This window comes from Klebsiella sp. B345 (genome assembly GCF_051131735.1).
Classification (GTDB): domain Bacteria; phylum Pseudomonadota; class Gammaproteobacteria; order Enterobacterales; family Enterobacteriaceae; genus Klebsiella.
The window spans coordinates 3,342,750-3,361,094 of record NZ_CP180443.1 but is presented as its reverse complement, the minus strand read 5'-3'; the positions used below and the strand labels follow the sequence as shown (position 1 = coordinate 3,361,094).

Here is an 18,345-nt window from a genome sequence, read left to right as displayed (position 1 = left end):
TTTCCCGCACATTCCTGCTCCACACGCCCTCATTTGCCCTAAGCTTAGAGGTGAAAGCTGTGACCACTGCATCAATCCAAATGAGATAACGCCATGGAATTAAAGGACTATTATACTATTCTAGGGGTTAAGCCAACGGACGATCTAAAAACCATCAAGACCGCCTACCGCCGTCTGGCACGTAAATATCACCCCGATGTCAGCAAAGAAGCCGATGCCGAAGCACAATTCAAAGACCTCGCCGAAGCCTGGGAAGTGCTCAAAGATGAACAGCGTCGCGCCGAGTATGACCAGCTCTGGCAGCACCGCAACGATCCGCAGTTTGGTCGTCAGCAGCAGCAGACCCACGAGCAGAGCTACAGCCAGCAGGACTTTGACGATATCTTCTCATCGATGTTCGGTCAGCAGGCGCACCACGCCCGCCGCCAGCATGCCGCGCGCGGCCACGATCTGGAGATTGAAGTTGCAGTCTTCCTCGAAGAGACTCTCGCCGAGCAGACCCGCACCATCAGCTATTCCCTGCCGGTCTATAACGTCTTTGGGATGGTCGAGAGCGAAACCCCGAAAACGCTGAATGTGAAAATCCCCGCCGGGGTCAGCGACGGCCAGCGTATCCGCCTGAAAGGCCAGGGGACGCCGGGGGAAAACGGCGGGCCAAATGGCGATCTGTGGCTGGTTATCCATATCGCCCCGCATCCGCTGTTCGATATTGTCGGGCATAACCTGGAAATCGTCCTGCCGCTGGCGCCGTGGGAAGCCGCGCTGGGTGCGAAGGTCACCATCCCGACGCTCAAAGAGAGCATCCTACTGACCATTCCGCCGGGCAGCCAGGCGGGGCAACGCCTGCGCATCAAAGGTAAAGGGCTGGCAAGCAAAACGACGACCGGCGATTTATACGCAGTGATAAAAATCGTCATGCCGCCGAAACCGAACGACAAAACCAGCGCACTCTGGCAGCAGCTGGCCGATGCAGAGGCTGGCTTCGCGCCGCGTAAAGCATGGGAGAAAGCATAATGGCTAAGATGACGGTGACGTTCACCATAAGCGAAGTTTGTCTGCATACCGGCGTGTCTGAGGATGACCTGAGGGAAATCGTCGGCCTGGGCGTGATTGAGCCGCGCCAGCCGCAGGCTGAGGCCTGGCTGTTCGATGACAGCGCGGTGGTGATTGTCCATCGCGCGCTGCGCCTGCGCCGGGAGCTGGAGCTGGACTGGCCGGGCATCGCGGTAGCCTTAACGCTACTGGATGAAAACGCCCGCCTGACCCGCGAGAACCGACTGCTGCAACAACAGCTGGCCCGTTTTCTGACTCACGGCTAATCCCGCCAACAGTAACGTCGGGCCAGACGGCCCGACGGTTCTTTAACGGCTCCCTTAACGATTCCTTTAACGATACCCTTAACGATGAACCCACTCCGGCAGCCAGTCGCCGTGGCTGGCAATCAGATCGTCCACCAGGGCATAGATCTCCTCGATCCCCAGCGCCGCCGCAGTGTGCGGATCCATCATCGTTGCGTAATAGATATAGTCACGATTTTCGTTGAGGATCGCTTCGGTCAGTAGCGTCTGGACGTTAATGTTGGTCTGCATTAAGGCGGCCAGATGGGCCGGCAGCTTCCCGACTTTGGTGGGCTGAATGCCGTTGGCGTCCACCAGGCAGGCCACCTCCACGCAGCAGCCCTGCGGCAGGTTATCGATCAACCCCTCGTTACGAACGTTGCCGTAGACCACGCTCGGCTCGCCGGTCCAGATCGCATTCATGATGGTGCTGGCATATTCACGAGAAGGCTTAATCTCAATCCGTTCGCTAGATTTATACAGCTCCAGCTCTTTATGCCAGTTAGCCACCTGCTCTACGCAGCGTTTCGGGTACTCATCCAGCGGCACCTGGTAGCGGGTAATCAGGTCTTCCCGCCCTGGTTTGATAAACCACGGCGTATATTCGGCGAAGTGCTCAGAGGACTCGGTGACGAAGTAGCCGAGCTTTTTGAACATCTCATAGCGCACGATATTCTGGCAGCGCGAGTTCTCGCGATGTTTCGGCGCCCGCCCGTCAGCGTAGGCCTGCAGCATCTCCGGGTAAAGGTCAGTGTAGCTGCCGTCCGCCAGCTTTTTCTCCAGCGACAGATAGAACGCCATATGGTTGATCCCCGCGCAGCGATAGCGTAAATCCGCCGGGTCGAGGTCAAGGTCGTGCGCCAGCTCTTCCGCCGTCCCCTGTACCGAATGGCACAACCCCACCTGCTTGATATGCGGGTAACGCGCGTACATCGCCCAGGTGTTCATCGCCATCGGATTGACGTAGTTCAGCATGGTGGCCTGCGGGCACACGTCGGTCATGTCGTCGCAAATTTGCCACAGGTGCGGAATGGTGCGTAACGCCCGCATGATCCCCCCAGGCCCCAGGGTATCGGCGATCGTTTGCTCCAGCCCGTGCAGCTTACAGACTTCAAAATCGGTCACGGTACAGGGTTGATAGCCGCCAATCTGGAAGGCCACCACCACAAAATCCGCGTCCTGCAGCGCGACTCGCTGGTCACGATGGCAGCTAATTTCACCATCGGCGCCAACGGAATCCATCAGCTTGCGCACCACAATATGTGATTCTTCTAGCCGCGTCGTATCAATATCCATTAACGCGATATGGGCCGATTTCAGCGCCGGGCGCTGAAAAACATCACCGAGGATATTTTTAACAAAAACCGTTGAACCCGCGCCGATAAAGGTAATTTTTGGGGCAGACATAGAGCGTTCTCCATCATGTCATTGTGTCCATGTAGAGTGGCATGCCCGCCGCTCGCCTCGCTGCCCCCTTCCCCACGGAGCATTCCCGAAAACTCAGATCGCCGGTGGTCACACACAAAATCTGAGTTTATGAGAATAATTTGGCGGAAAAGGAGAGAAAACGGGCCGTTTTCTCCGCTAAGATAGACGCATGTCGGTGCAAAAAAACAGCAACTGTGACGATTCAGGAACCTCTTTCTGCATGGAAAAACATCACGATCCGTTTATGAGCAGCAGCGACGAGAAAGACACCCGCAGCCCGCTGGCGCTCTACTCCGAATACCAGCGGATGGATATCGAATTGCGCCCGCCGCACGCCATGACCACCAGCCACTGGCACGGCCAGGTTGAGGTCAACGTCCCCTTTGACGGCGATGTGGAATACCTGATCAACAACGAAGCGGTGCAAATCAAGCAGGGCTATATCAGCCTGTTCTGGGCCTGTACGCCGCATCAGCTGACGCGCCCCGGCAATTGCCAGCAAATGGCGATCTTCAATCTACCGATGCACCTGTTTTTATCGTGGCCGCTCGACCGCGAGCTTATCAATAACGTCACTCACGGGATGGTCATCAAATCGCTCTCCGCCCAGCAGCTCAGCGCCTTTGAAGTGCAGCGCTGGCAGCAGGAGCTGAACAGCGACAACGAACAGATCCGCCAGCTGGCCATCGATGAAATCGCCCTGATGCTTAAGCGCTTTAGCCTTTCCGGCTGGCAGCCGATTCTGGTGAATAAAACCTCGCGCACCCACAAACACAGCGTCTCGCGTCATGCCCAGTTTTACGTCAGCCAGATGCTCGAGTTTATCGCCAGCCACTACGATCAGGCGCTGACCGTCGCCGACGTCGCCGAACACGTCAAACTCAACGCGAATTATGCGATGGGGATTTTTCAGCGGGTGATGCAGCAGACCATGAAGCAGTACATCACCGCGATGCGGATTAACCACGTCCGTGCCCTGCTCAGCGATACCGACAAAACGATTCTCGACATTGCGCTGATCGCCGGGTTTCGCTCCAGCAGCCGCTTCTACAGCACCTTTACCCGCTATGTCGGCATGCCGCCGCAGCAATACCGCAAACTCAGCCAGCAACGGCGACAGGGGCTACCGTCCCAGCCATAAACCGGCAAAAAAAATGCCGCCGGGGAAGCCCACGGCGGCATGTTTAGCGGAGACAGCGCTTACTCGTTGATACGCGGATGCTGCTGTACCAGACGGGAACGTTTTTCCTGCAGTTCCGCGATTTCCTGGTCGAGATCTTCGATTTTGTGCTCAATGTTATCGTGATGCTCGCGCAGGATCTCTTTCGCTTCCTGGATATCCGATGCGGCAGGCGTCGCCCCTTTCAGCGGGCGGTTTGCCGTCTCTTTCATCGTCAGGCCGGTCATCAGGCCGATAACCGCAATCACCATCAGATAGTACGCCGGCATCATCAGGTTCTGCGAAGTTTCTACCAGCCAGGCCGCCAGCGTTGGCGTCAGACCCGCCACCAGCACCGAGATGTTAAAGGCGCTCGCCAGGGCGCTAAAGCGAATATGGGTCGGGAACATCGCCGGCAGCGATGAGGCCATCACGCCGATGAAGCAGTTAAGCACCACCGCCAGCAGCAGCAGACCGGCGAAAATCAGGCTGATCACGTTGCTGTTAATCATGATAAAGGCCGGAATCGACAACACGAACAGCGCGACGCTACCGATAAGAATAAACGGGCGGCGGCCAAAACGGTCGCTGAGCAGGCCGATAATCGGCTGGACGAACAGCATCCCGATCATGATGGCGATAATAATCAGCACCCCATGATCTTCCGAGTAGTGCAGGTTATGCGACAGGTAGCTCGGCATGTAGGTGAGCAGCATGTAGTAGGTCACGTTGGTGGAAATCACCAGACCAATACAGGTCAGCAGGCTACGCCAGTGTTTGGTCGCAATCTCTTTGAACGAGACTTTTGGCCCTTCCTGCAATCCTTCACGGTCGCCCTGCTCCAGGGTTTCAACGTGCTGCTGGAACGCCGGGGTCTCTTCCAGCGCATGGCGCAGATAGAGGCCAATCAGCCCTAACGGCAGCGCCAGGAAGAACGGCAAACGCCAGCCCCACTCGAGGAAGCTCTCTTCACCCACGATGCTGGAGATCAGCACCACCACGCCAGCACCAAGCACAAATCCGGCTATCGAACCGAAGTCCAGCCAGCTGCCCATAAAGCCACGCTTACGGTCAGGTGAGTATTCGGCAACGAAGATCGACGCACCGGTATACTCTCCGCCGACCGAAAAGCCCTGCGCCATTTTACACAGCAGCAGCAGAATCGGCGCCCAGATACCAATCGAGGCATAGGACGGAATCAAGCCGATACAGAAGGTACTGATCGACATAATGACGATGGTGATGGCCAGTATTTTTTGGCGACCATATTTATCCCCCAGCATGCCGAAGAACAGGCCACCAAGCGGACGGATTAAGAACGGAACGGAGAATGTCCCAAGCGCAGCAATCATCTGCACGCTGGGGTCGGCATCGGGGAAGAAGACTTTACCTAAGGCATACGCCACAAAACCATACACACCAAAATCAAACCACTCCATCGCATTACCCAGCGATGCTGCGGTGATGGCCTTCTTAAGCTTACCATCGTCAATGATGGTGACATCACGCAAGGTGATTGGCTTTATTTTTTTTCTTTTAAGCATATTTTTCCTCTAAAGCTTCGCCGTGAGCGCACAGATCGCCGCCATACGGCAAAGCCGTGGCGTTGTGCGTTAGGAGCGGCGAGTTGCTGTGCTCCTCTTCTCAAGCGTAGCAGGTTTGCCTGCACTGTCTGCTGACAGTCCGTACAACCGAACCTGTTGACGCCTGCTCTGGCATTTATCAATAAATAGAGCTACTCATAAATTTGCTGAATTTACGAACTCTCCTTTTTTACCCTAACAGTGTTTAAATTTGGGATCAACTTCACGAAAAATTTCGGGTCGAATAACTTAGTCGAGAAAAATTAATAGGTTCCATGAACATAAGCGCAGAAAGGTTTATTTCTGGATAAGCCGGGCGATAGTCAGCCCGCCATATTTCTGGCATAGCCGCGGATTAATTCGGCTATTTCCCTGGTGCTATTATCATAAAAAAAGACCCGACAAAAGTACGTGAATAGGCTATAATCACCCTCACTTTCGGCTATCAGCCGCTGTTTAAAGGGCCAACGCCCTGTTTTCATCAGCCATCACGAGGAACGCCATGCAACTGCCACACTGCCCACAATGCCAATCTGAATACACCTATGAAGATAACGGCATGTTTATCTGCCCGGAATGCGCCCATGAATGGAACAATACCGAGCCATCTGACGATAATGACGCACTGGTGGTAAAAGATGCGAACGGCAATTTACTCGCCGATGGCGATAGCATTACCGTGATTAAAGATCTGAAGGTCAAAGGCAGCTCTTCGATGCTGAAAATTGGCACCAAAGTGAAGAATATCCGTCTGGTCGAAGGCGATCATAACATCGACTGCAAAATTGATGGTTTTGGCCCGATGAAGCTGAAATCAGAATTCGTGAAAAAGAATTAATCTTATTCCCTACCCTCAGCGGCGTTATTTCCCTGCGGCGGAAAAAGATGACGGATTAAATTAACGAATATCATAGTGCAGTACCGTCCACTTATTTCCGCTGTAACGCCGTGCCCACACCAGGTTTTTACCGCCTGGCCCGAAGTGCCCATCTTCCTCTACGCTTAAAGGGTCTTTCGTTATCTGAGGTCATCACCATGTCCCTGAGTCCCTACCTCTCCTACAGTGGCAACTGCGCAGAGGCGATAGCGTTTTACCAACACGCGCTAGGTGCCGAGCTAGTCCACCAGATCACCTACGGCGAAATGCCGCAGAACAGTCAGGATGCCCAGGACGGCTGCCCTTCCGGCCTGCAAATCTCCCCGGATTGCATCGCCCACGCCAGCCTGCGCGTCGCGGGAAGCGAACTGATGCTCGGCGACAGCCCCGGCGACGATAGCGGCCGTTATGTCGGATTTAACCTGGTGCTCGACACCCAGGACCTGGCCGAAGGGAAGCGTTGGTTTGACAACCTCGCCGACGGTGGACGCGTCGAAATGCCCTGGCAGGAAACGTTCTGGGCCCATGGTTTTGGCCGGGCCATCGATCGTTTTGGCGTACCGTGGATGGTCAACGTCGTCAAACAATCCTAACCACAGTCCACCTCGGGCGGGCTCTCCCGCCCTGTCACTCTGCCGGCACTCACTCTTCATCCATCGGTCATTATGCGTTAACCGAAATGTAACAAAAACGCGTCAGGATCGGGCCACTCTCAGAAGGAAATCCCTTCTTCTGCTCAGTGAGGCTCGATTGACATGCACTTATCCAGACATCCGACCAGTTATCCCACCCGGTATCAGGAAATAGCCGCCAAACTTGAGCAGGAGCTGCGTCACCACTATCGCTGCGGTGACTACCTGCCCGCCGAACAGCAGCTGGCAACGCGCTTTGACGTCAACCGCCACACCCTGCGTCGGGCGATCGACCAGCTGGTAGAGCGCGGCTGGGTCCAGCGCCGTCAGGGCGTCGGGGTGCTGGTGCTGATGCGTCCTATCGATTACCCACTTAACGCCCAGGCCCGCTTTAGCCAGAACCTGCTCGAGCAGGGCAGCCACCCGACCAGCGAAAAGCTGCTGTCGGTACTGCGCCCGGCCAGTAGCCACGTCGCCGAGGCCTTTGGCATTCAGGAAGGGGATAATGTCATCCATCTGCGCACCCTGCGCCGCGTCAACGGCGTCGCGCTATGCCTGATCGATCACTACTTCGCCGACCTGCGCTTCTGGCCCGCACTGCAAACCTTTACCCACGGTTCGCTGCACGATTTCCTGCATCAGCAGCTGAATGTCGAACTGACCCGCACGCGAACCAAAATCAGCGCCCGCCGCGCCCAGGCCAAAGAGAGCAACATTCTCGGGATCCCCAACATGGCGCCGCTGCTGTGCGTAAGAACTCTCAACCACCGGGCCGGCGAGCAGCAGGCCACGGAGTACTCCGTCAGCCTGACCCGGGCGGACATGATTGAATTCACCATGGAGCACTGAATGCACTTTGATACCGCCACCCGCCAGCGCTGGATGTCCGTGCTGGCCCACAGTGAACCACAAGAACTTGAAGCGCGGATGCAGGCCCTCAAGCTGGCGCCATCGTATGAGCTGATTCGCACGCCGGAAACTGGCCTGGTTCAGCTGCAGGCCCGCATGGGAGGGATCGGCGACCGGTTCTTCGCCGGCGATGCCACCTTAACCCGCGCAGCGGTTCGCCTGAGCGACGGCATCATCGGCTACAGCTGGATACTGGGGCGCGATCGTCCCCACGCCGAGCGCTGTGCCACCATCGACGCGCTGATGCAATCGCCCCACCATTTTCACACCCTGATGGAAACCCTGATTACCCCGCTGGAAGCACAACGAAGCGCGCGCATTGAAGCCCGACGCGCCGAAGTCAACGCCAGCCGGGTCGACTTCTTTACTCTGGTTCGCGGAGATAACGCATGACCTTACAAACCGCTTTTACCCTACCGGTGCAGGATGCCCAACACAGTTTTCGTCGTCTGCTGAAAGCCATGAGCGAGCCGGGCGTGATTGTCGCCCTGCAGCAGCTCCAGCACGGCTGGCAACCCCTGAGCGTCGCCTCAACCAGCCTGCTGCTGACCCTGGCGGATCACGACACGCCAGTGTGGCTCTCCTCGGCGCTGCATAACGACCTGGTCGGCCAGAATTTGCGTTTTCATACCGGCGCCCCGCTGGTAGAACTGCCGCAACAGGCGGTGTTCGCCGTCACCGACGATCGCATCAGCAGCGAGCAGCTTAACGTCCTTTCCGCCGGCACCGTCGCCGCCCCGGAAACCGGCGTCACCCTGATCGTCCAGCTCGCCAGCCTCAGCGGCGGACGCATGCTGCGCCTCACCGGCGCCGGTATCGCCGAAGAGCGGATGATCGCCCCGCAGCTGCCGGACTGCATTATTGATGAACTGACCGAACGCCCGCACCCGTTCCCGCTCGGTATTGACCTGATCCTGACCTGCGGTGAGCGGCTGCTGGCGATCCCTCGAACCACTCACGTGGAGGTTTGCTAATGTATGTTGCCGTCAAAGGCGGGGAAAAGGCGATTGTCGCCGCTCACGCCTTACAGGAACATAAACGCCGGGGCGATGGCGGGCTTACGGAACTGAGCGTTGACCAGATTGCCCAGCAGTTTCACCTGGCCATCGACCGCGTGATGACCGAAGGCGGCATCGCCGATCGCGAACTGGCGGCGCTGGCGCTGAAACAGGCCAGCGGCGACAACGTCGAGGCCATTTTTTTACTGCGTGCCTGGCGCACCACCGTGCCCCGTCTGGCGGTGAGTGAACCGCTCGATACCGCCAGCATGCGCCTGGAGCGGCGGATTTCGGCGGTTTACAAAGACATTCCCGGCGGCCAGATGCTCGGTCCCACCTACGATTACACCCACCGCCTGCTGGATTTTACGCTGCTGGCACAGGGCGAGACGCCGCCACTACGCACCGCCGTATCGCCGCCGGAAGCCACGCCGCATGTTTTTAACCTGCTGGTGCAGGAGGGGCTGGCGAAAGCAGAGCAGGATAGCCACACCCCGCCGGACGACATCACCCGCAACCCACCGGTCTACCCGGGCTCCCGTTCATCGCGATTACAACAGCTGGTACGCGCCGATGAGGGCTACCTGCTGGCGCTGGCCTATTCCACCCAGCGCGGCTACGGCCGCAACCACCCTTTTGCCGGCGAGATCCGCAGCGGCTACGTCAGCGTGGACATCGTGCCGGAAGAGCTGGGTTTTGCGGTCAACATCGGCGAATTGCTGATGACCGAGTGTGAAATGGTCAACGGTTTTGTCGCCCCTGAGCAGGAGCCGCCGCACTTTACCCGCGGCTACGGCCTGACTTTCGGCATGAGCGAACGTAAAGCGATGGCGATGGCGCTGGTGGACCGCGCGCTGCAGGCACCGGACTACGGCGAGGAGATCGCCAGCCCGGCGCAAGATGAAGAGTTTGTCCTCGCCCATGCGGATAACGTCGAGGCGGCCGGTTTTGTCTCGCATCTCAAGCTGCCCCACTATGTCGATTTCCAGGCCGAACTGGCGCTGCTGAAACGCCTGCAACGGGAGAATGAACGTGGCTAATTCCCTCACTGGCTACAACTTTGCTTATCTTGATGAGCAGACCAAGCGCATGATCCGCCGGGCGATTCTCAAAGCGGTGGCGATCCCCGGCTACCAGGTTCCGTTCGGCGGTCGCGAAATGCCGATGCCCTACGGGTGGGGGACCGGCGGGATCCAATTGACCGCCAGCGTTATTGGCGAGCATGACGTCCTGAAGGTGATCGATCAGGGCGCCGACGACACCACCAACGCGGTATCGATTCGCCAGTTCTTTCAGCGCGTCACCGGCGTTGCCACCACCGAAGCGACCTGCGATGCCACGCTGATCCAGACTCGCCACCGGATCCCGGAGACGCCGCTGACCGAAGATCAGATCCTGATCTTCCAGGTGCCGATCCCCGAGCCGCTACGCTTTATCGAGCCGCGCGAAACCGAGACCCGCACCATGCATGCGCTGGAAGAGTACGGCGTGATGCAGGTGAAGCTGTATGAAGATATTGCCCGTTTCGGCCACATCGCCACCACCTACGCCTACCCGGTCAAGGTGAACGGCCGCTATGTGATGGACCCGTCGCCCATTCCAAAATTCGATAACCCGAAGATGCACATGATGCCCGCGCTGCAGCTGTTTGGCGCCGGACGCGAAAAACGCATCTACGCGGTACCGCCGTATACCCCGGTGGAAAGTCTCGATTTCGACGACCACCCGTTTACCGTGCAGGAGTGGGATGAGCCCTGCGCCATCTGCGGCTCCCGCCACAGCTATCTTGATGAAGTGGTGCTGGATGACAGCGGCAAACGCATGTTTGTCTGCTCCGATACCGACTATTGCCGCCAACAGAGTGAGGCGCTGAACAAATGAGCCATCCGTTACTCGCGGTCAATCAACTGACCCATCTCTATGCACCGGGCAAAGGCTTCAGCGACGTCTCTTTTGAGCTATGGCCCGGTGAAGTGCTGGGTATCGTCGGCGAATCCGGCTCAGGGAAAACCACCCTGCTGAAAGCCATCTCCGCGCGTCTGGCGCCCCAGCAGGGCGAAGTGCGTTACGAGAACCGCTCGCTGTATGGCATGAGCGAAGCTGAACGTCGGCATCTGCTGCGCACCGAGTGGGGCGTGGTGCATCAGCATCCGATGGATGGTCTGCGCCGTCAGGTGTCGGCAGGTGGCAACATCGGCGAGCGTCTGATGGCAACCGGCGCGCGCCACTACGGCAGTATTCGCGCGACCGCCGAACAGTGGCTGAATGATGTGGAAATTCCGCCGTCGCGCATCGATGACCTGCCCACCACCTTTTCCGGCGGGATGCAGCAGCGCCTGCAAATTGCCCGCAACCTCGTCTCCCAACCAAAGCTGGTGTTTATGGATGAGCCAACCGGCGGTCTGGACGTATCAGTACAGGCTCGTCTGCTCGACCTGCTGCGCGGCCTGGTGGTGGAGCTGAATCTGGCGGTGGTGATTGTCACCCACGATCTGGGCGTCGCGCGCCTGCTGGCCAACCGACTGCTGGTCATGAAGCAGGGTCAGGTGGTGGAAAGTGGCCTCACCGACCGGGTGCTGGACGACCCGCATCACCCCTATACCCAGCTGTTGGTGTCATCAGTGTTGCAGAACTAACCCCCGGCGTAGCATCGCCGGGAAGGTACAAATGCAAAAGAGGCTAAAAATGAACGCGATCCGCGTCGAAAACGTACACAAAACCTTTGTTCTGCATCAGCAGCATGGCATTCGTCTGCCGGTCCTTGCCGACGCCTCTTTAACCGTCGACGCCGGAGAATGCGTGGTGCTGCACGGGCATTCCGGCAGCGGAAAATCCACCCTGCTGCGTTCGCTCTATGCCAATTACCTCCCGGATACCGGCCAGATCCATATCCGTCACGGTGACGAATGGGTGGATCTGGTCAGCGCCTCGCCGCGTAAGGTGCTTGAAGTCCGCAAACGCACCATCGGCTGGGTCAGCCAGTTTCTGCGGGTGATCCCGCGCATTTCGGCCCTCGATGTGGTGATGCAGCCGCTGCTCGACCTCGGCGTTGCGCGCGATACCTGCGCCTCCCGGGCCGCCAGCCTGCTGACGCGCCTGAACGTCCCGGAACATTTGTGGCATCTGGCGCCGTCGACCTTTTCCGGCGGAGAACAGCAGCGCGTCAATATCGCCCGTGGTTTCGCGGTGGATTACCCGATTTTGCTCCTCGATGAACCCACCGCCTCGCTGGATGCCAAAAACAGCGCCGCGGTGGTGGCGTTAATTCACGAAGCCAAAGCGCGCGGCGCGGCTATCGTCGGCATTTTCCATGATGAAACGGTACGCAACCAGGTCGCTGACCGGCTGCACCCAATGGGAATCACAGCATGATTATCAACAATGTAAAACTGGTGCTTGAGGACGACGTGGTGCACGGTTCGCTGGAGGTTCAGGACGGCACGATTTACGCCTTCGCTGAGAGCCAAAGCCAGCTGCCACAAGCGCTCGATGGCGAAGGCGGGTGGCTGCTGCCAGGCCTGATTGAACTGCATACCGATAATCTGGATAAATTCTTCACGCCGCGACCGAAGGTCGACTGGCCGGCCCACTCGGCGATGAGCAGCCACGATGCGCTGATGGTCGCCAGCGGGATCACTACCGTGCTGGACGCGGTGGCCATCGGCGACGTGCGTGACGGCGGCGACCGGCTGGAGAATCTGGAAAAGATGATCAACGCCATCGAAGAGACGCAGAAGCGCGGGATCAACCGCGCCGAGCACCGTCTGCATCTGCGCTGCGAACTGCCGCACCACACCACGCTGCCGTTGTTTGAAAAACTGGTGGGCCGCGAGCCGGTGAGCATGGTCTCGCTGATGGATCACTCGCCAGGACAGCGCCAGTACGCCGACCGCAGCAAGTACCGTGACTACTATCAGGGCAAATATCATCTGACCAACGAAGAGATGGACCGCTTCGAAGAGGAGCAGATGGCGCTGGCAGCAACCTGGTCACAGCCAAATCGTCAGACTATCGCCGCTATCTGCCGCGAACGTAACATCGCCCTCGCGAGCCACGATGATGCCACGCCTGAACATGTGCTTGAATCGCATCAACTTGGCAGCGTGATCGCCGAATTTCCCACCACCTTAGCCGCCGCTGCCGCATCTCGTCATCACGGTATGAACGTGCTGATGGGCGCCCCCAATATCGTGCGCGGTGGCTCGCATTCCGGCAACGTCGCCGCCCACGCCCTGGCCACTGACAACCTGCTCGATATTCTGTCGTCGGACTACTACCCCGCCAGCCTGCTGGATGCGGCATTCCGTATCGCCGATGACGAGCACAACAGCTTCACCCTGCCGCAGGCCATCCGGCTGGTGAGCACAAACCCGGCGCAGGCTCTGGGATTGCGCGACCGCGGCGTGATTGCGGAAGGCAAACGGGCCGACATGGTGCTGGCGCACCGTCGCGGCGATCACGTCCATATTGACCATGTCTGGCGTCAAGGAAAGAGGGTCTTCTGATGACGGGAAAATTGATCTGGCTGATGGGAGCCTCCGGCTCCGGAAAAGACAGTCTGCTGGCCGCGCTGCGCCAGCGCGAGCATCCCCAACTGCTGGTGGCGCACCGCTATATCACACGCCCGTTCAACGCCGGCAGTGAAAACCATATTGCCCTCAGCAAGTCGGAGTTTTTTAACCGCGCCGAGCGTCAGCTTTTTGCCCTCAGCTGGCACGCCAACAACAATTATTACGGGGTCGGTATCGAGATAGATCTGTGGCTGCACGCCGGTTTTGACGTAGTGGCGAACGGCTCCCGCGCGCACCTGCCACAGGCGCGAGCGCGCTACGCCGACGCCCTGCTGCCCATTTGTCTGCAGGTCACCCCAGAGGTGCTGCGCCATCGTCTGGAGCAGCGCGGACGGGAGAGCGAGAGCGACATCGCCCAACGCCTGGAACGCGCATCACGCTATACCCCCACCGACTGCCTGACCCTCAACAACAACGGCAGCCTGGGGCAATCGGTCGAGCAGTTCTTCACGCTGTTGCGTCGCCAGTATGCCCAACAAGAGGATCAGTATGCCTGCCTGTGAACTCCGCGAACCGACGCTGGATGACCTTGATGCCGTCTATGCGCTTATTTGCGAGTTAAAGCAGAAAGCGTACGATCGCCGCCATTTCGCCGCCGGGTTTGCCATGAATCTGCAAAATCAGACCCTGCGCTATCAGCTGGCGCAGGTGCAGGGAGAGACGGTCGGGCTGATTGGGCTACAGTTGCAGTTCCCGCTCAATGCCAACGCCTGGATAGGCGAGATCCAGGAGCTGGTGGTGCTGCCGCAGATGCGCGGCCTGCATGTCGGGCAGACGCTGCTGGCGTGGGCAGAGCAGGAAGCCCATGAGCGCGGGGCCGTGATGATGGAGCTTTCCAGCGGAAAGACGCGCCCTGATGCCCACCGTTTCTATCTCCGCGAAGGGTATACCCAAAGCCACCTGCGTTTTAAAAAAGCGCTGTGAGGAGGAACCATGAGCCTGACTATCCGCTTAACCGGCACCGGCGGCGCCCAGCTGGTCCCGGTCTTCGGCTGCCTCTGCGCGGCCTGCCAGCGCGCGCGTAGCCATGATGCCCATCGCCGCCGCCCCTGCAGCGCAGTGGTAAAGTTCAATGAGGCGGTCACCCTACTGGATGCCGGAATACCCGACCTGATGGAGCAGTGGCCCGCCGGCCAGTTTCAGCAGTTTTTGCTGACCCATTACCATATGGACCATGTGCAGGGACTCTTTCCGCTGCGCTGGGGTGTGGGGGCAACCATTCCGGTATATGGCCCGCCGGACAGCGTGGGCTGCGACGATCTGTTTACCCATCCCGGTCTGCTGGATTTCAGCCATACCGTTGAGCCGTTTGTGGTGTTTGAATTGCAGGGATTGCGGGTCACGCCGCTGCCGCTGAACCACTCGAAGCTGACCTTTGGTTATCTGTTGGAATCGGCTCACAGCCGGGTGGCCTGGCTGTCGGATACCGCCGGGCTGCCGGACAAGACGCTCAAGTTCCTGCTGAACAACCAGCCGCAGGTGATCATTATCGACTGCAGCCACGAGCCGCGTCCGCAGACCCCGCGTAACCATTGCGATTTAAATACGGTGCGGGCTCTCAACCTGGTGATTGGCTGCCCGCGGGTCATCCTGACCCATATCAGTCACCAGTTTGATCTCTGGCTGATGGATAACGCGCTGCCGTCGGGGTTTGAAGCGGGTTATGACGGCATGGAGATCGTACTGGATTAAGCCCGGCCCACGAACCGGGTACAGGAGCTCATCAGTAGTCGTCTTCCAGCTGGCGCCGATCGTTCTCTAACTGGCGACGATCCTGATCCAACTGCCGCTGACGATCGTCAAGCTGACGTCGACGGTCATCGATCTGCCGTTGTCGATCGTCATACTGCCGCTGGCGATCGCTGCTTTGCTGTCGGCTGTCCTGGTAGCGTCCGTCATCATAACGATCGTCGTCGTCCGCACGGCTGCTGCTGGGGTTGTAAGCGTCGTTAATCGCCTGCTGAATATTGCCGATAGCGTCGTCGATAATATCGGCGCGCGCCAGCGGGCTGTTCAGCACCAGGGTACAGAGAATCAAAGCGGTAGCGTAACGTGGTTTCATAGGGCCAGTCTCTTCGGGGGGCTGGCCCTACGTTAATCAACGACCCTCACGGCGAGTAGCGGAGGAATCTCAAATCCGCGGCCGCGCTGCGTCGTCAACGTGATTTGTCGCCACCTGCCGCAGCGCCTGACTCAGCTGGCTGCGGGTGAAGGGCTTACGCAGTAATTCGACGTCCGGCAGCGCCGGGTTGTGCGCCGGACGCAGATCCTGGCCGCTGATCAACAGCACCGCGACCGTCGGGAAACGGCGCTGGGTTTCGTTAATCACCTCCACGCCGCCGAGGCGCCCCGGCAGCATCAGATCGCTAATCAGCAACGCGATCTCCGTCGAGGCCTCCAGCAGCTGTAGCGCCTGCTCTCCGCTTTCGGCCTCGAGGGTTAACCAGCCAAGCTGATGCAGCTGTTCGCACAGGGTCTGGCGCACATCGGCTTCATCCTCCAGCACCAGCGCCAGCCGCTCGCCGCTGGCCTCCTGCTCGCTTTCCGCCAGCATCGTACCGGCCACCGCCTGCACCGCAGCACGCGGTAGCTGTAAGCGCACCGTGGTTCCCTGGCCCGGCGCGCTCTCGATCGCCACCCGTCCGCCGGACTGACGCACGAATCCATAGACCATCGACAGACCCAGACCGCTGCCGCTACCGGTTGGTTTAGTAGTAAAGAACGGTTCAAAAACCTGCGCTTTCACCTCCTGGGACATGCCGCTGCCGTGGTCAATCACCTCCAGCACCACCATATCCTGGCGTCGTCCGTCGCTGCGGGCCACCCGCTGGTTCCAGCTGCGCAGCTTGATCACCCCTGAACGCCCTTCCATCGCATCGCGGGCGTTCATCACCAGATTAATAATGGCGTTTTCCAGCTGGCCGACATCAATCCAGGCGGACCAGGCCGGCGATTGTGCTTCAATCTCCAGGCTTAGCGTCGCCGGCAGAGAATGGCGCATCAGCTCGCTCAGGTTTTCCAGCAACGGCTGCATCGCCACGGCGTTAGGGTGCAGCGATTGCTTGCGTGAAAAGGCCAGCAACCGCTGCGTTAACAGCGCCCCACGTTCAGCGGCTTTCCGCGCCCGGGCGATCCGCGGCGCATCGGCCTCCTGCGGCTGCACCAGCTCGAGGCTGCCAATAATCACCGCCAGCAGGTTATTAAAATCATGCGCCAGCCCTCCGGTCAGTTGACCGACGGCTTTCATTTTCTGGCTGTGAACCAGCGCCTGTTCCAGCCCCTTTCGTTCAGTCCGGTCCAGCACCACGTTCACCAGGCCACGTCCGGGGACCGGGCTGAAGCGCAGCTCAATGGTGCGATCCCCCGCCAGCTGTAGCTCCTGCGGTTTGGGTAACGGACGGGCGAGGTTTTCCCGTACATGTTCCGCCAGCGTCGCCGCCTGGCTCAACAACTGCTGATAGTGCACCCCGCGCTGTAGGTCATTTGCCGCCAGTCCCAGCAGCAGCGGATATTGCGGATTCCACACCACCAGCTTCCCCTGATTATCAAACAGCGCAAAACCGTCGCGCATGGCGTGAAAGGTGGTCTCCAGCAAGGTGCTTTTTTCTTTTAACAGCTGGGAGGTATGGGCCAGCGAGGCGGTATTGCGAGCAAAGACGTTGAAGGCGCGCGCCAGCTCCCCCAGCTCATCGCGTCGTTGCAGACCGGGAACGGAGACCTCCGCCTCACCGTGGGCCAGCCGCGACATCGCGCGAGAAATAGCGGTCAGGCTCGATCCAAGGTTGCGGTAGATATACCAGCCGGCACAGCCGGTGATCGCCAGCGCCAATAGCGCCGACAGCAGAATAAAGGTACTGATCGAGCGCAGCTGCTGGTGGCTCTGCGCCGCCCGCAGTTCAGAGGCCTGCGCCACCCGGGCCACGTACTGATTGATATCGCTGTTCAGCAGCGCCACCAGCGCCTTGATGTGAAACATATACCAGCCGATCGCCAGATCGCTCTCTTCCAGCTGCGCCGACAGCGGCTCCAGCCTGGCCAGCTCCGCGTTGAAGTCCGCCAGTATCATGGCCTGGGTCGGATCCCGACTGGTTTTCGGCAGGAAAACCCGCACCGTATCCAGCTGCTGGACGATCGAACGCGGCGTGGCAGTATGGGTGGCGGCGACGATCAACCGATCCATCTCCATCAACCGTCGGGGATCGATCGCCGCGGCGCCTGGCCGATCGTTAAGATCCTGAAGATGCCGAAGATAACTCTGATTCTGGTACAGCGAGCTGAGCAGCGTATTGCGTTGCAGGTGACGCTGCTGCCCCCGTTCCAGCATGCCCGCCACGCTCTGCTGGAGCGCATTGCTGCGGCGAATAATACTGGCCACCAGCGCCAGCTCCTGCTGCGCCAGCGGCGCGGCGGCAAGGCGGGATAACGAAGACTTCAGCGCCTGCTGAGTCTCCAGCAGCCGTTCGGCCTCGCTTTTATACTCCAGCGCACCAACCACCTGCGAGAGGCGCACCGCGGCGGTGGCGACATTGGCGGTATCGCGGGCCAGGTTCATACTGCCGGTCATATCGTCCAGGGTCTGGCGCTGCACCTGCTCCTGCAGCTGGCTGGCATGGCGAAACCCCAGCGCCGCCACCCCGGCGACCATTAGCGTCACCGCGACCATCAGTAAATTAAACGACAGCAGACGCCCGCGAGCGCTGGTGAAAAACGGATAGCGATGGGATGGCATGGTCAGCTCCGCGATCTTTTTATTTATCCTGGCGGTTGCGGGTAATGACCGGGAGCGTCACATCACGTAATTGTGACCCAGGTTAACTATTCATCAATATGACAAATATGAATGGCCGCTGA

20 protein-coding genes are annotated in these 18,345 nt (G+C 59.0%); 16 read left to right on the top strand and 4 right to left on the bottom strand.

The genetic code is table 11. From position 1 onward, the window contains the following. The first annotated feature begins 93 nt into the window (after positions 1–93). Positions 94–1,014 carry a curved DNA-binding protein gene (gene cbpA, locus ACMYSO_RS15775; protein WP_434665803.1) on the top strand — a complete coding sequence of 307 codons (921 nt, stop codon included), beginning with the start codon at positions 94–96 and terminating at the stop codon, positions 1,012–1,014. Continuing rightward, a complete protein-coding gene (cbpM, locus tag ACMYSO_RS15770) occupies positions 1,014–1,319 on the top strand; it encodes a chaperone modulator CbpM (protein ID WP_174509922.1) in 306 nt (101 codons plus the stop codon). The genes cbpA and cbpM overlap by 1 nt, the downstream gene beginning before the upstream one ends. A 78-nt stretch (positions 1,320–1,397) precedes the next feature. Here cbpM and ACMYSO_RS15765 read toward each other — a convergent pair whose 3' ends face one another. Continuing rightward, positions 1,398–2,744 carry an alpha-glucosidase/alpha-galactosidase gene (locus ACMYSO_RS15765; protein WP_434665801.1) on the bottom strand — a complete coding sequence of 449 codons (1,347 nt, stop codon included), beginning with the start codon at positions 2,742–2,744 and terminating at the stop codon, positions 1,398–1,400. A 241-nt stretch (positions 2,745–2,985) separates the two neighbouring features. Between ACMYSO_RS15765 and melR the strand changes: the two genes are divergently transcribed. Beyond that, entirely contained in the window at positions 2,986–3,906 is a 921-nt protein-coding gene (gene melR, locus ACMYSO_RS15760) for a transcriptional regulator MelR (protein ID WP_434586732.1), read from the top strand. 59 nt (positions 3,907–3,965) lie between these two features. On the opposite strand, the gene proP is transcribed toward melR, so the two are convergent. Then, complete coding sequence (gene proP / locus ACMYSO_RS15755) at positions 3,966–5,468, bottom strand: glycine betaine/L-proline transporter ProP (RefSeq protein ID WP_123757801.1); 1,503 nt, start codon at positions 5,466–5,468, stop codon at positions 3,966–3,968. A gap of 541 nt (positions 5,469–6,009) precedes the next feature. Here proP and ACMYSO_RS15750 point away from each other — a divergent pair. The 13 genes from ACMYSO_RS15750 to phnP all read left to right on the top strand — a co-directional run bounded on the left by ACMYSO_RS15750 (position 6,010) and on the right by phnP (position 15,186). Then, positions 6,010–6,345: a zinc ribbon domain-containing protein YjdM gene (locus ACMYSO_RS15750; RefSeq protein WP_434665798.1), complete on the top strand. Its 336-nt coding sequence runs from the start codon at positions 6,010–6,012 to the stop codon at positions 6,343–6,345. 197 nt (positions 6,346–6,542) lie between these two features. Continuing rightward, the gene (gene yjdN, locus ACMYSO_RS15745) at positions 6,543–6,977 is read left to right on the top strand and encodes a VOC family metalloprotein YjdN (RefSeq protein WP_434665797.1); all 435 of its coding nucleotides are present in this window, start codon (positions 6,543–6,545) and stop codon (positions 6,975–6,977) included. A gap of 162 nt (positions 6,978–7,139) precedes the next feature. Beyond that, positions 7,140–7,865: a phosphonate metabolism transcriptional regulator PhnF gene (gene phnF / locus ACMYSO_RS15740; protein ID WP_434665796.1), complete on the top strand. Its 726-nt coding sequence runs from the start codon at positions 7,140–7,142 to the stop codon at positions 7,863–7,865. Further along, positions 7,866–8,318: a phosphonate C-P lyase system protein PhnG gene (phnG, locus tag ACMYSO_RS15735; protein WP_434665794.1), complete on the top strand. Its 453-nt coding sequence runs from the start codon at positions 7,866–7,868 to the stop codon at positions 8,316–8,318. It abuts the gene before it with no gap. Further along, positions 8,315–8,899: a phosphonate C-P lyase system protein PhnH gene (phnH, locus tag ACMYSO_RS15730; RefSeq protein WP_434665793.1), complete on the top strand. Its 585-nt coding sequence runs from the start codon at positions 8,315–8,317 to the stop codon at positions 8,897–8,899. Before phnG ends, phnH begins: the two co-directional genes overlap by 4 nt. Then, entirely contained in the window at positions 8,899–9,963 is a 1,065-nt protein-coding gene (locus ACMYSO_RS15725) for a carbon-phosphorus lyase complex subunit PhnI (RefSeq protein WP_434665790.1), read from the top strand. The genes phnH and ACMYSO_RS15725 overlap by 1 nt, the downstream gene beginning before the upstream one ends. After that, positions 9,956–10,804, top strand: coding sequence for an alpha-D-ribose 1-methylphosphonate 5-phosphate C-P-lyase PhnJ (locus ACMYSO_RS15720; RefSeq protein ID WP_123757976.1), 849 nt, complete (start codon positions 9,956–9,958; stop codon positions 10,802–10,804). The genes ACMYSO_RS15725 and ACMYSO_RS15720 overlap by 8 nt, the downstream gene beginning before the upstream one ends. Beyond that, entirely contained in the window at positions 10,801–11,559 is a 759-nt protein-coding gene (gene phnK / locus ACMYSO_RS15715) for a phosphonate C-P lyase system protein PhnK (RefSeq protein ID WP_434665787.1), read from the top strand. The genes ACMYSO_RS15720 and phnK overlap by 4 nt, the downstream gene beginning before the upstream one ends. Before the next feature lie 49 nt (positions 11,560–11,608). Next, positions 11,609–12,295, top strand: a complete 687-nt coding sequence (phnL, locus tag ACMYSO_RS15710; protein ID WP_434670823.1) for a phosphonate C-P lyase system protein PhnL — start codon at positions 11,609–11,611, stop codon at positions 12,293–12,295. After that, positions 12,292–13,428, top strand: coding sequence for an alpha-D-ribose 1-methylphosphonate 5-triphosphate diphosphatase (phnM, locus tag ACMYSO_RS15705; protein WP_434665785.1), 1,137 nt, complete (start codon positions 12,292–12,294; stop codon positions 13,426–13,428). The genes phnL and phnM overlap by 4 nt, the downstream gene beginning before the upstream one ends. Beyond that, positions 13,428–13,997, top strand: a complete 570-nt coding sequence (gene phnN, locus ACMYSO_RS15700; protein ID WP_434665783.1) for a ribose 1,5-bisphosphokinase — start codon at positions 13,428–13,430, stop codon at positions 13,995–13,997. Before phnM ends, phnN begins: the two co-directional genes overlap by 1 nt. Next, positions 13,984–14,418: an aminoalkylphosphonate N-acetyltransferase gene (phnO, locus tag ACMYSO_RS15695; RefSeq protein ID WP_434665781.1), complete on the top strand. Its 435-nt coding sequence runs from the start codon at positions 13,984–13,986 to the stop codon at positions 14,416–14,418. The genes phnN and phnO overlap by 14 nt, the downstream gene beginning before the upstream one ends. Positions 14,419–14,427: 9 nt before the next feature. Beyond that, a complete protein-coding gene (phnP, locus tag ACMYSO_RS15690) occupies positions 14,428–15,186 on the top strand; it encodes a phosphonate metabolism protein PhnP (protein WP_434665778.1) in 759 nt (252 codons plus the stop codon). A gap of 31 nt (positions 15,187–15,217) precedes the next feature. Here phnP and yjdP read toward each other — a convergent pair whose 3' ends face one another. Both yjdP and ACMYSO_RS15680 read right to left on the bottom strand, forming a co-directional pair. Next, positions 15,218–15,556, bottom strand: a complete 339-nt coding sequence (gene yjdP / locus ACMYSO_RS15685; protein ID WP_434665777.1) for a DDRRRQL repeat protein YjdP — start codon at positions 15,554–15,556, stop codon at positions 15,218–15,220. Positions 15,557–15,625: 69 nt separating this feature from the next. Continuing rightward, the gene (locus tag ACMYSO_RS15680) at positions 15,626–18,223 is read right to left on the bottom strand and encodes an ATP-binding protein (RefSeq protein ID WP_434665774.1); all 2,598 of its coding nucleotides are present in this window, start codon (positions 18,221–18,223) and stop codon (positions 15,626–15,628) included. Positions 18,224–18,345 lie beyond the last annotated feature (122 nt).

Bases quoted from the DNA above. Each gene is read 5' to 3' on its own strand.
- cbpA (WP_434665803.1), top strand. From the start codon at position 94: ATGGAATTAAAGGACTATTATACTATTCTAGGGGTTAAGCCAACGGAC.
- cbpM (WP_174509922.1), top strand. From the start codon at position 1,014: ATGGCTAAGATGACGGTGACGTTCACCATAAGCGAAGTTTGTCTGCAT.
- ACMYSO_RS15765 (WP_434665801.1), bottom strand. From the start codon at position 2,744: ATGTCTGCCCCAAAAATTACCTTTATCGGCGCGGGTTCAACGGTTTTT.
- melR (WP_434586732.1), top strand. From the start codon at position 2,986: ATGGAAAAACATCACGATCCGTTTATGAGCAGCAGCGACGAGAAAGAC.
- proP (WP_123757801.1), bottom strand. From the start codon at position 5,468: ATGCTTAAAAGAAAAAAAATAAAGCCAATCACCTTGCGTGATGTCACC.
- ACMYSO_RS15750 (WP_434665798.1), top strand. From the start codon at position 6,010: ATGCAACTGCCACACTGCCCACAATGCCAATCTGAATACACCTATGAA.
- yjdN (WP_434665797.1), top strand. From the start codon at position 6,543: ATGTCCCTGAGTCCCTACCTCTCCTACAGTGGCAACTGCGCAGAGGCG.
- phnF (WP_434665796.1), top strand. From the start codon at position 7,140: ATGCACTTATCCAGACATCCGACCAGTTATCCCACCCGGTATCAGGAA.
- phnG (WP_434665794.1), top strand. From the start codon at position 7,866: ATGCACTTTGATACCGCCACCCGCCAGCGCTGGATGTCCGTGCTGGCC.
- phnH (WP_434665793.1), top strand. From the start codon at position 8,315: ATGACCTTACAAACCGCTTTTACCCTACCGGTGCAGGATGCCCAACAC.
- ACMYSO_RS15725 (WP_434665790.1), top strand. From the start codon at position 8,899: ATGTATGTTGCCGTCAAAGGCGGGGAAAAGGCGATTGTCGCCGCTCAC.
- phnK (WP_434665787.1), top strand. From the start codon at position 10,801: ATGAGCCATCCGTTACTCGCGGTCAATCAACTGACCCATCTCTATGCA.
- phnL (WP_434670823.1), top strand. From the start codon at position 11,609: ATGAACGCGATCCGCGTCGAAAACGTACACAAAACCTTTGTTCTGCAT.
- phnM (WP_434665785.1), top strand. From the start codon at position 12,292: ATGATTATCAACAATGTAAAACTGGTGCTTGAGGACGACGTGGTGCAC.
- phnN (WP_434665783.1), top strand. From the start codon at position 13,428: ATGACGGGAAAATTGATCTGGCTGATGGGAGCCTCCGGCTCCGGAAAA.
- phnO (WP_434665781.1), top strand. From the start codon at position 13,984: ATGCCTGCCTGTGAACTCCGCGAACCGACGCTGGATGACCTTGATGCC.
- phnP (WP_434665778.1), top strand. From the start codon at position 14,428: ATGAGCCTGACTATCCGCTTAACCGGCACCGGCGGCGCCCAGCTGGTC.
- yjdP (WP_434665777.1), bottom strand. From the start codon at position 15,556: ATGAAACCACGTTACGCTACCGCTTTGATTCTCTGTACCCTGGTGCTG.
- ACMYSO_RS15680 (WP_434665774.1), bottom strand. From the start codon at position 18,223: ATGCCATCCCATCGCTATCCGTTTTTCACCAGCGCTCGCGGGCGTCTG.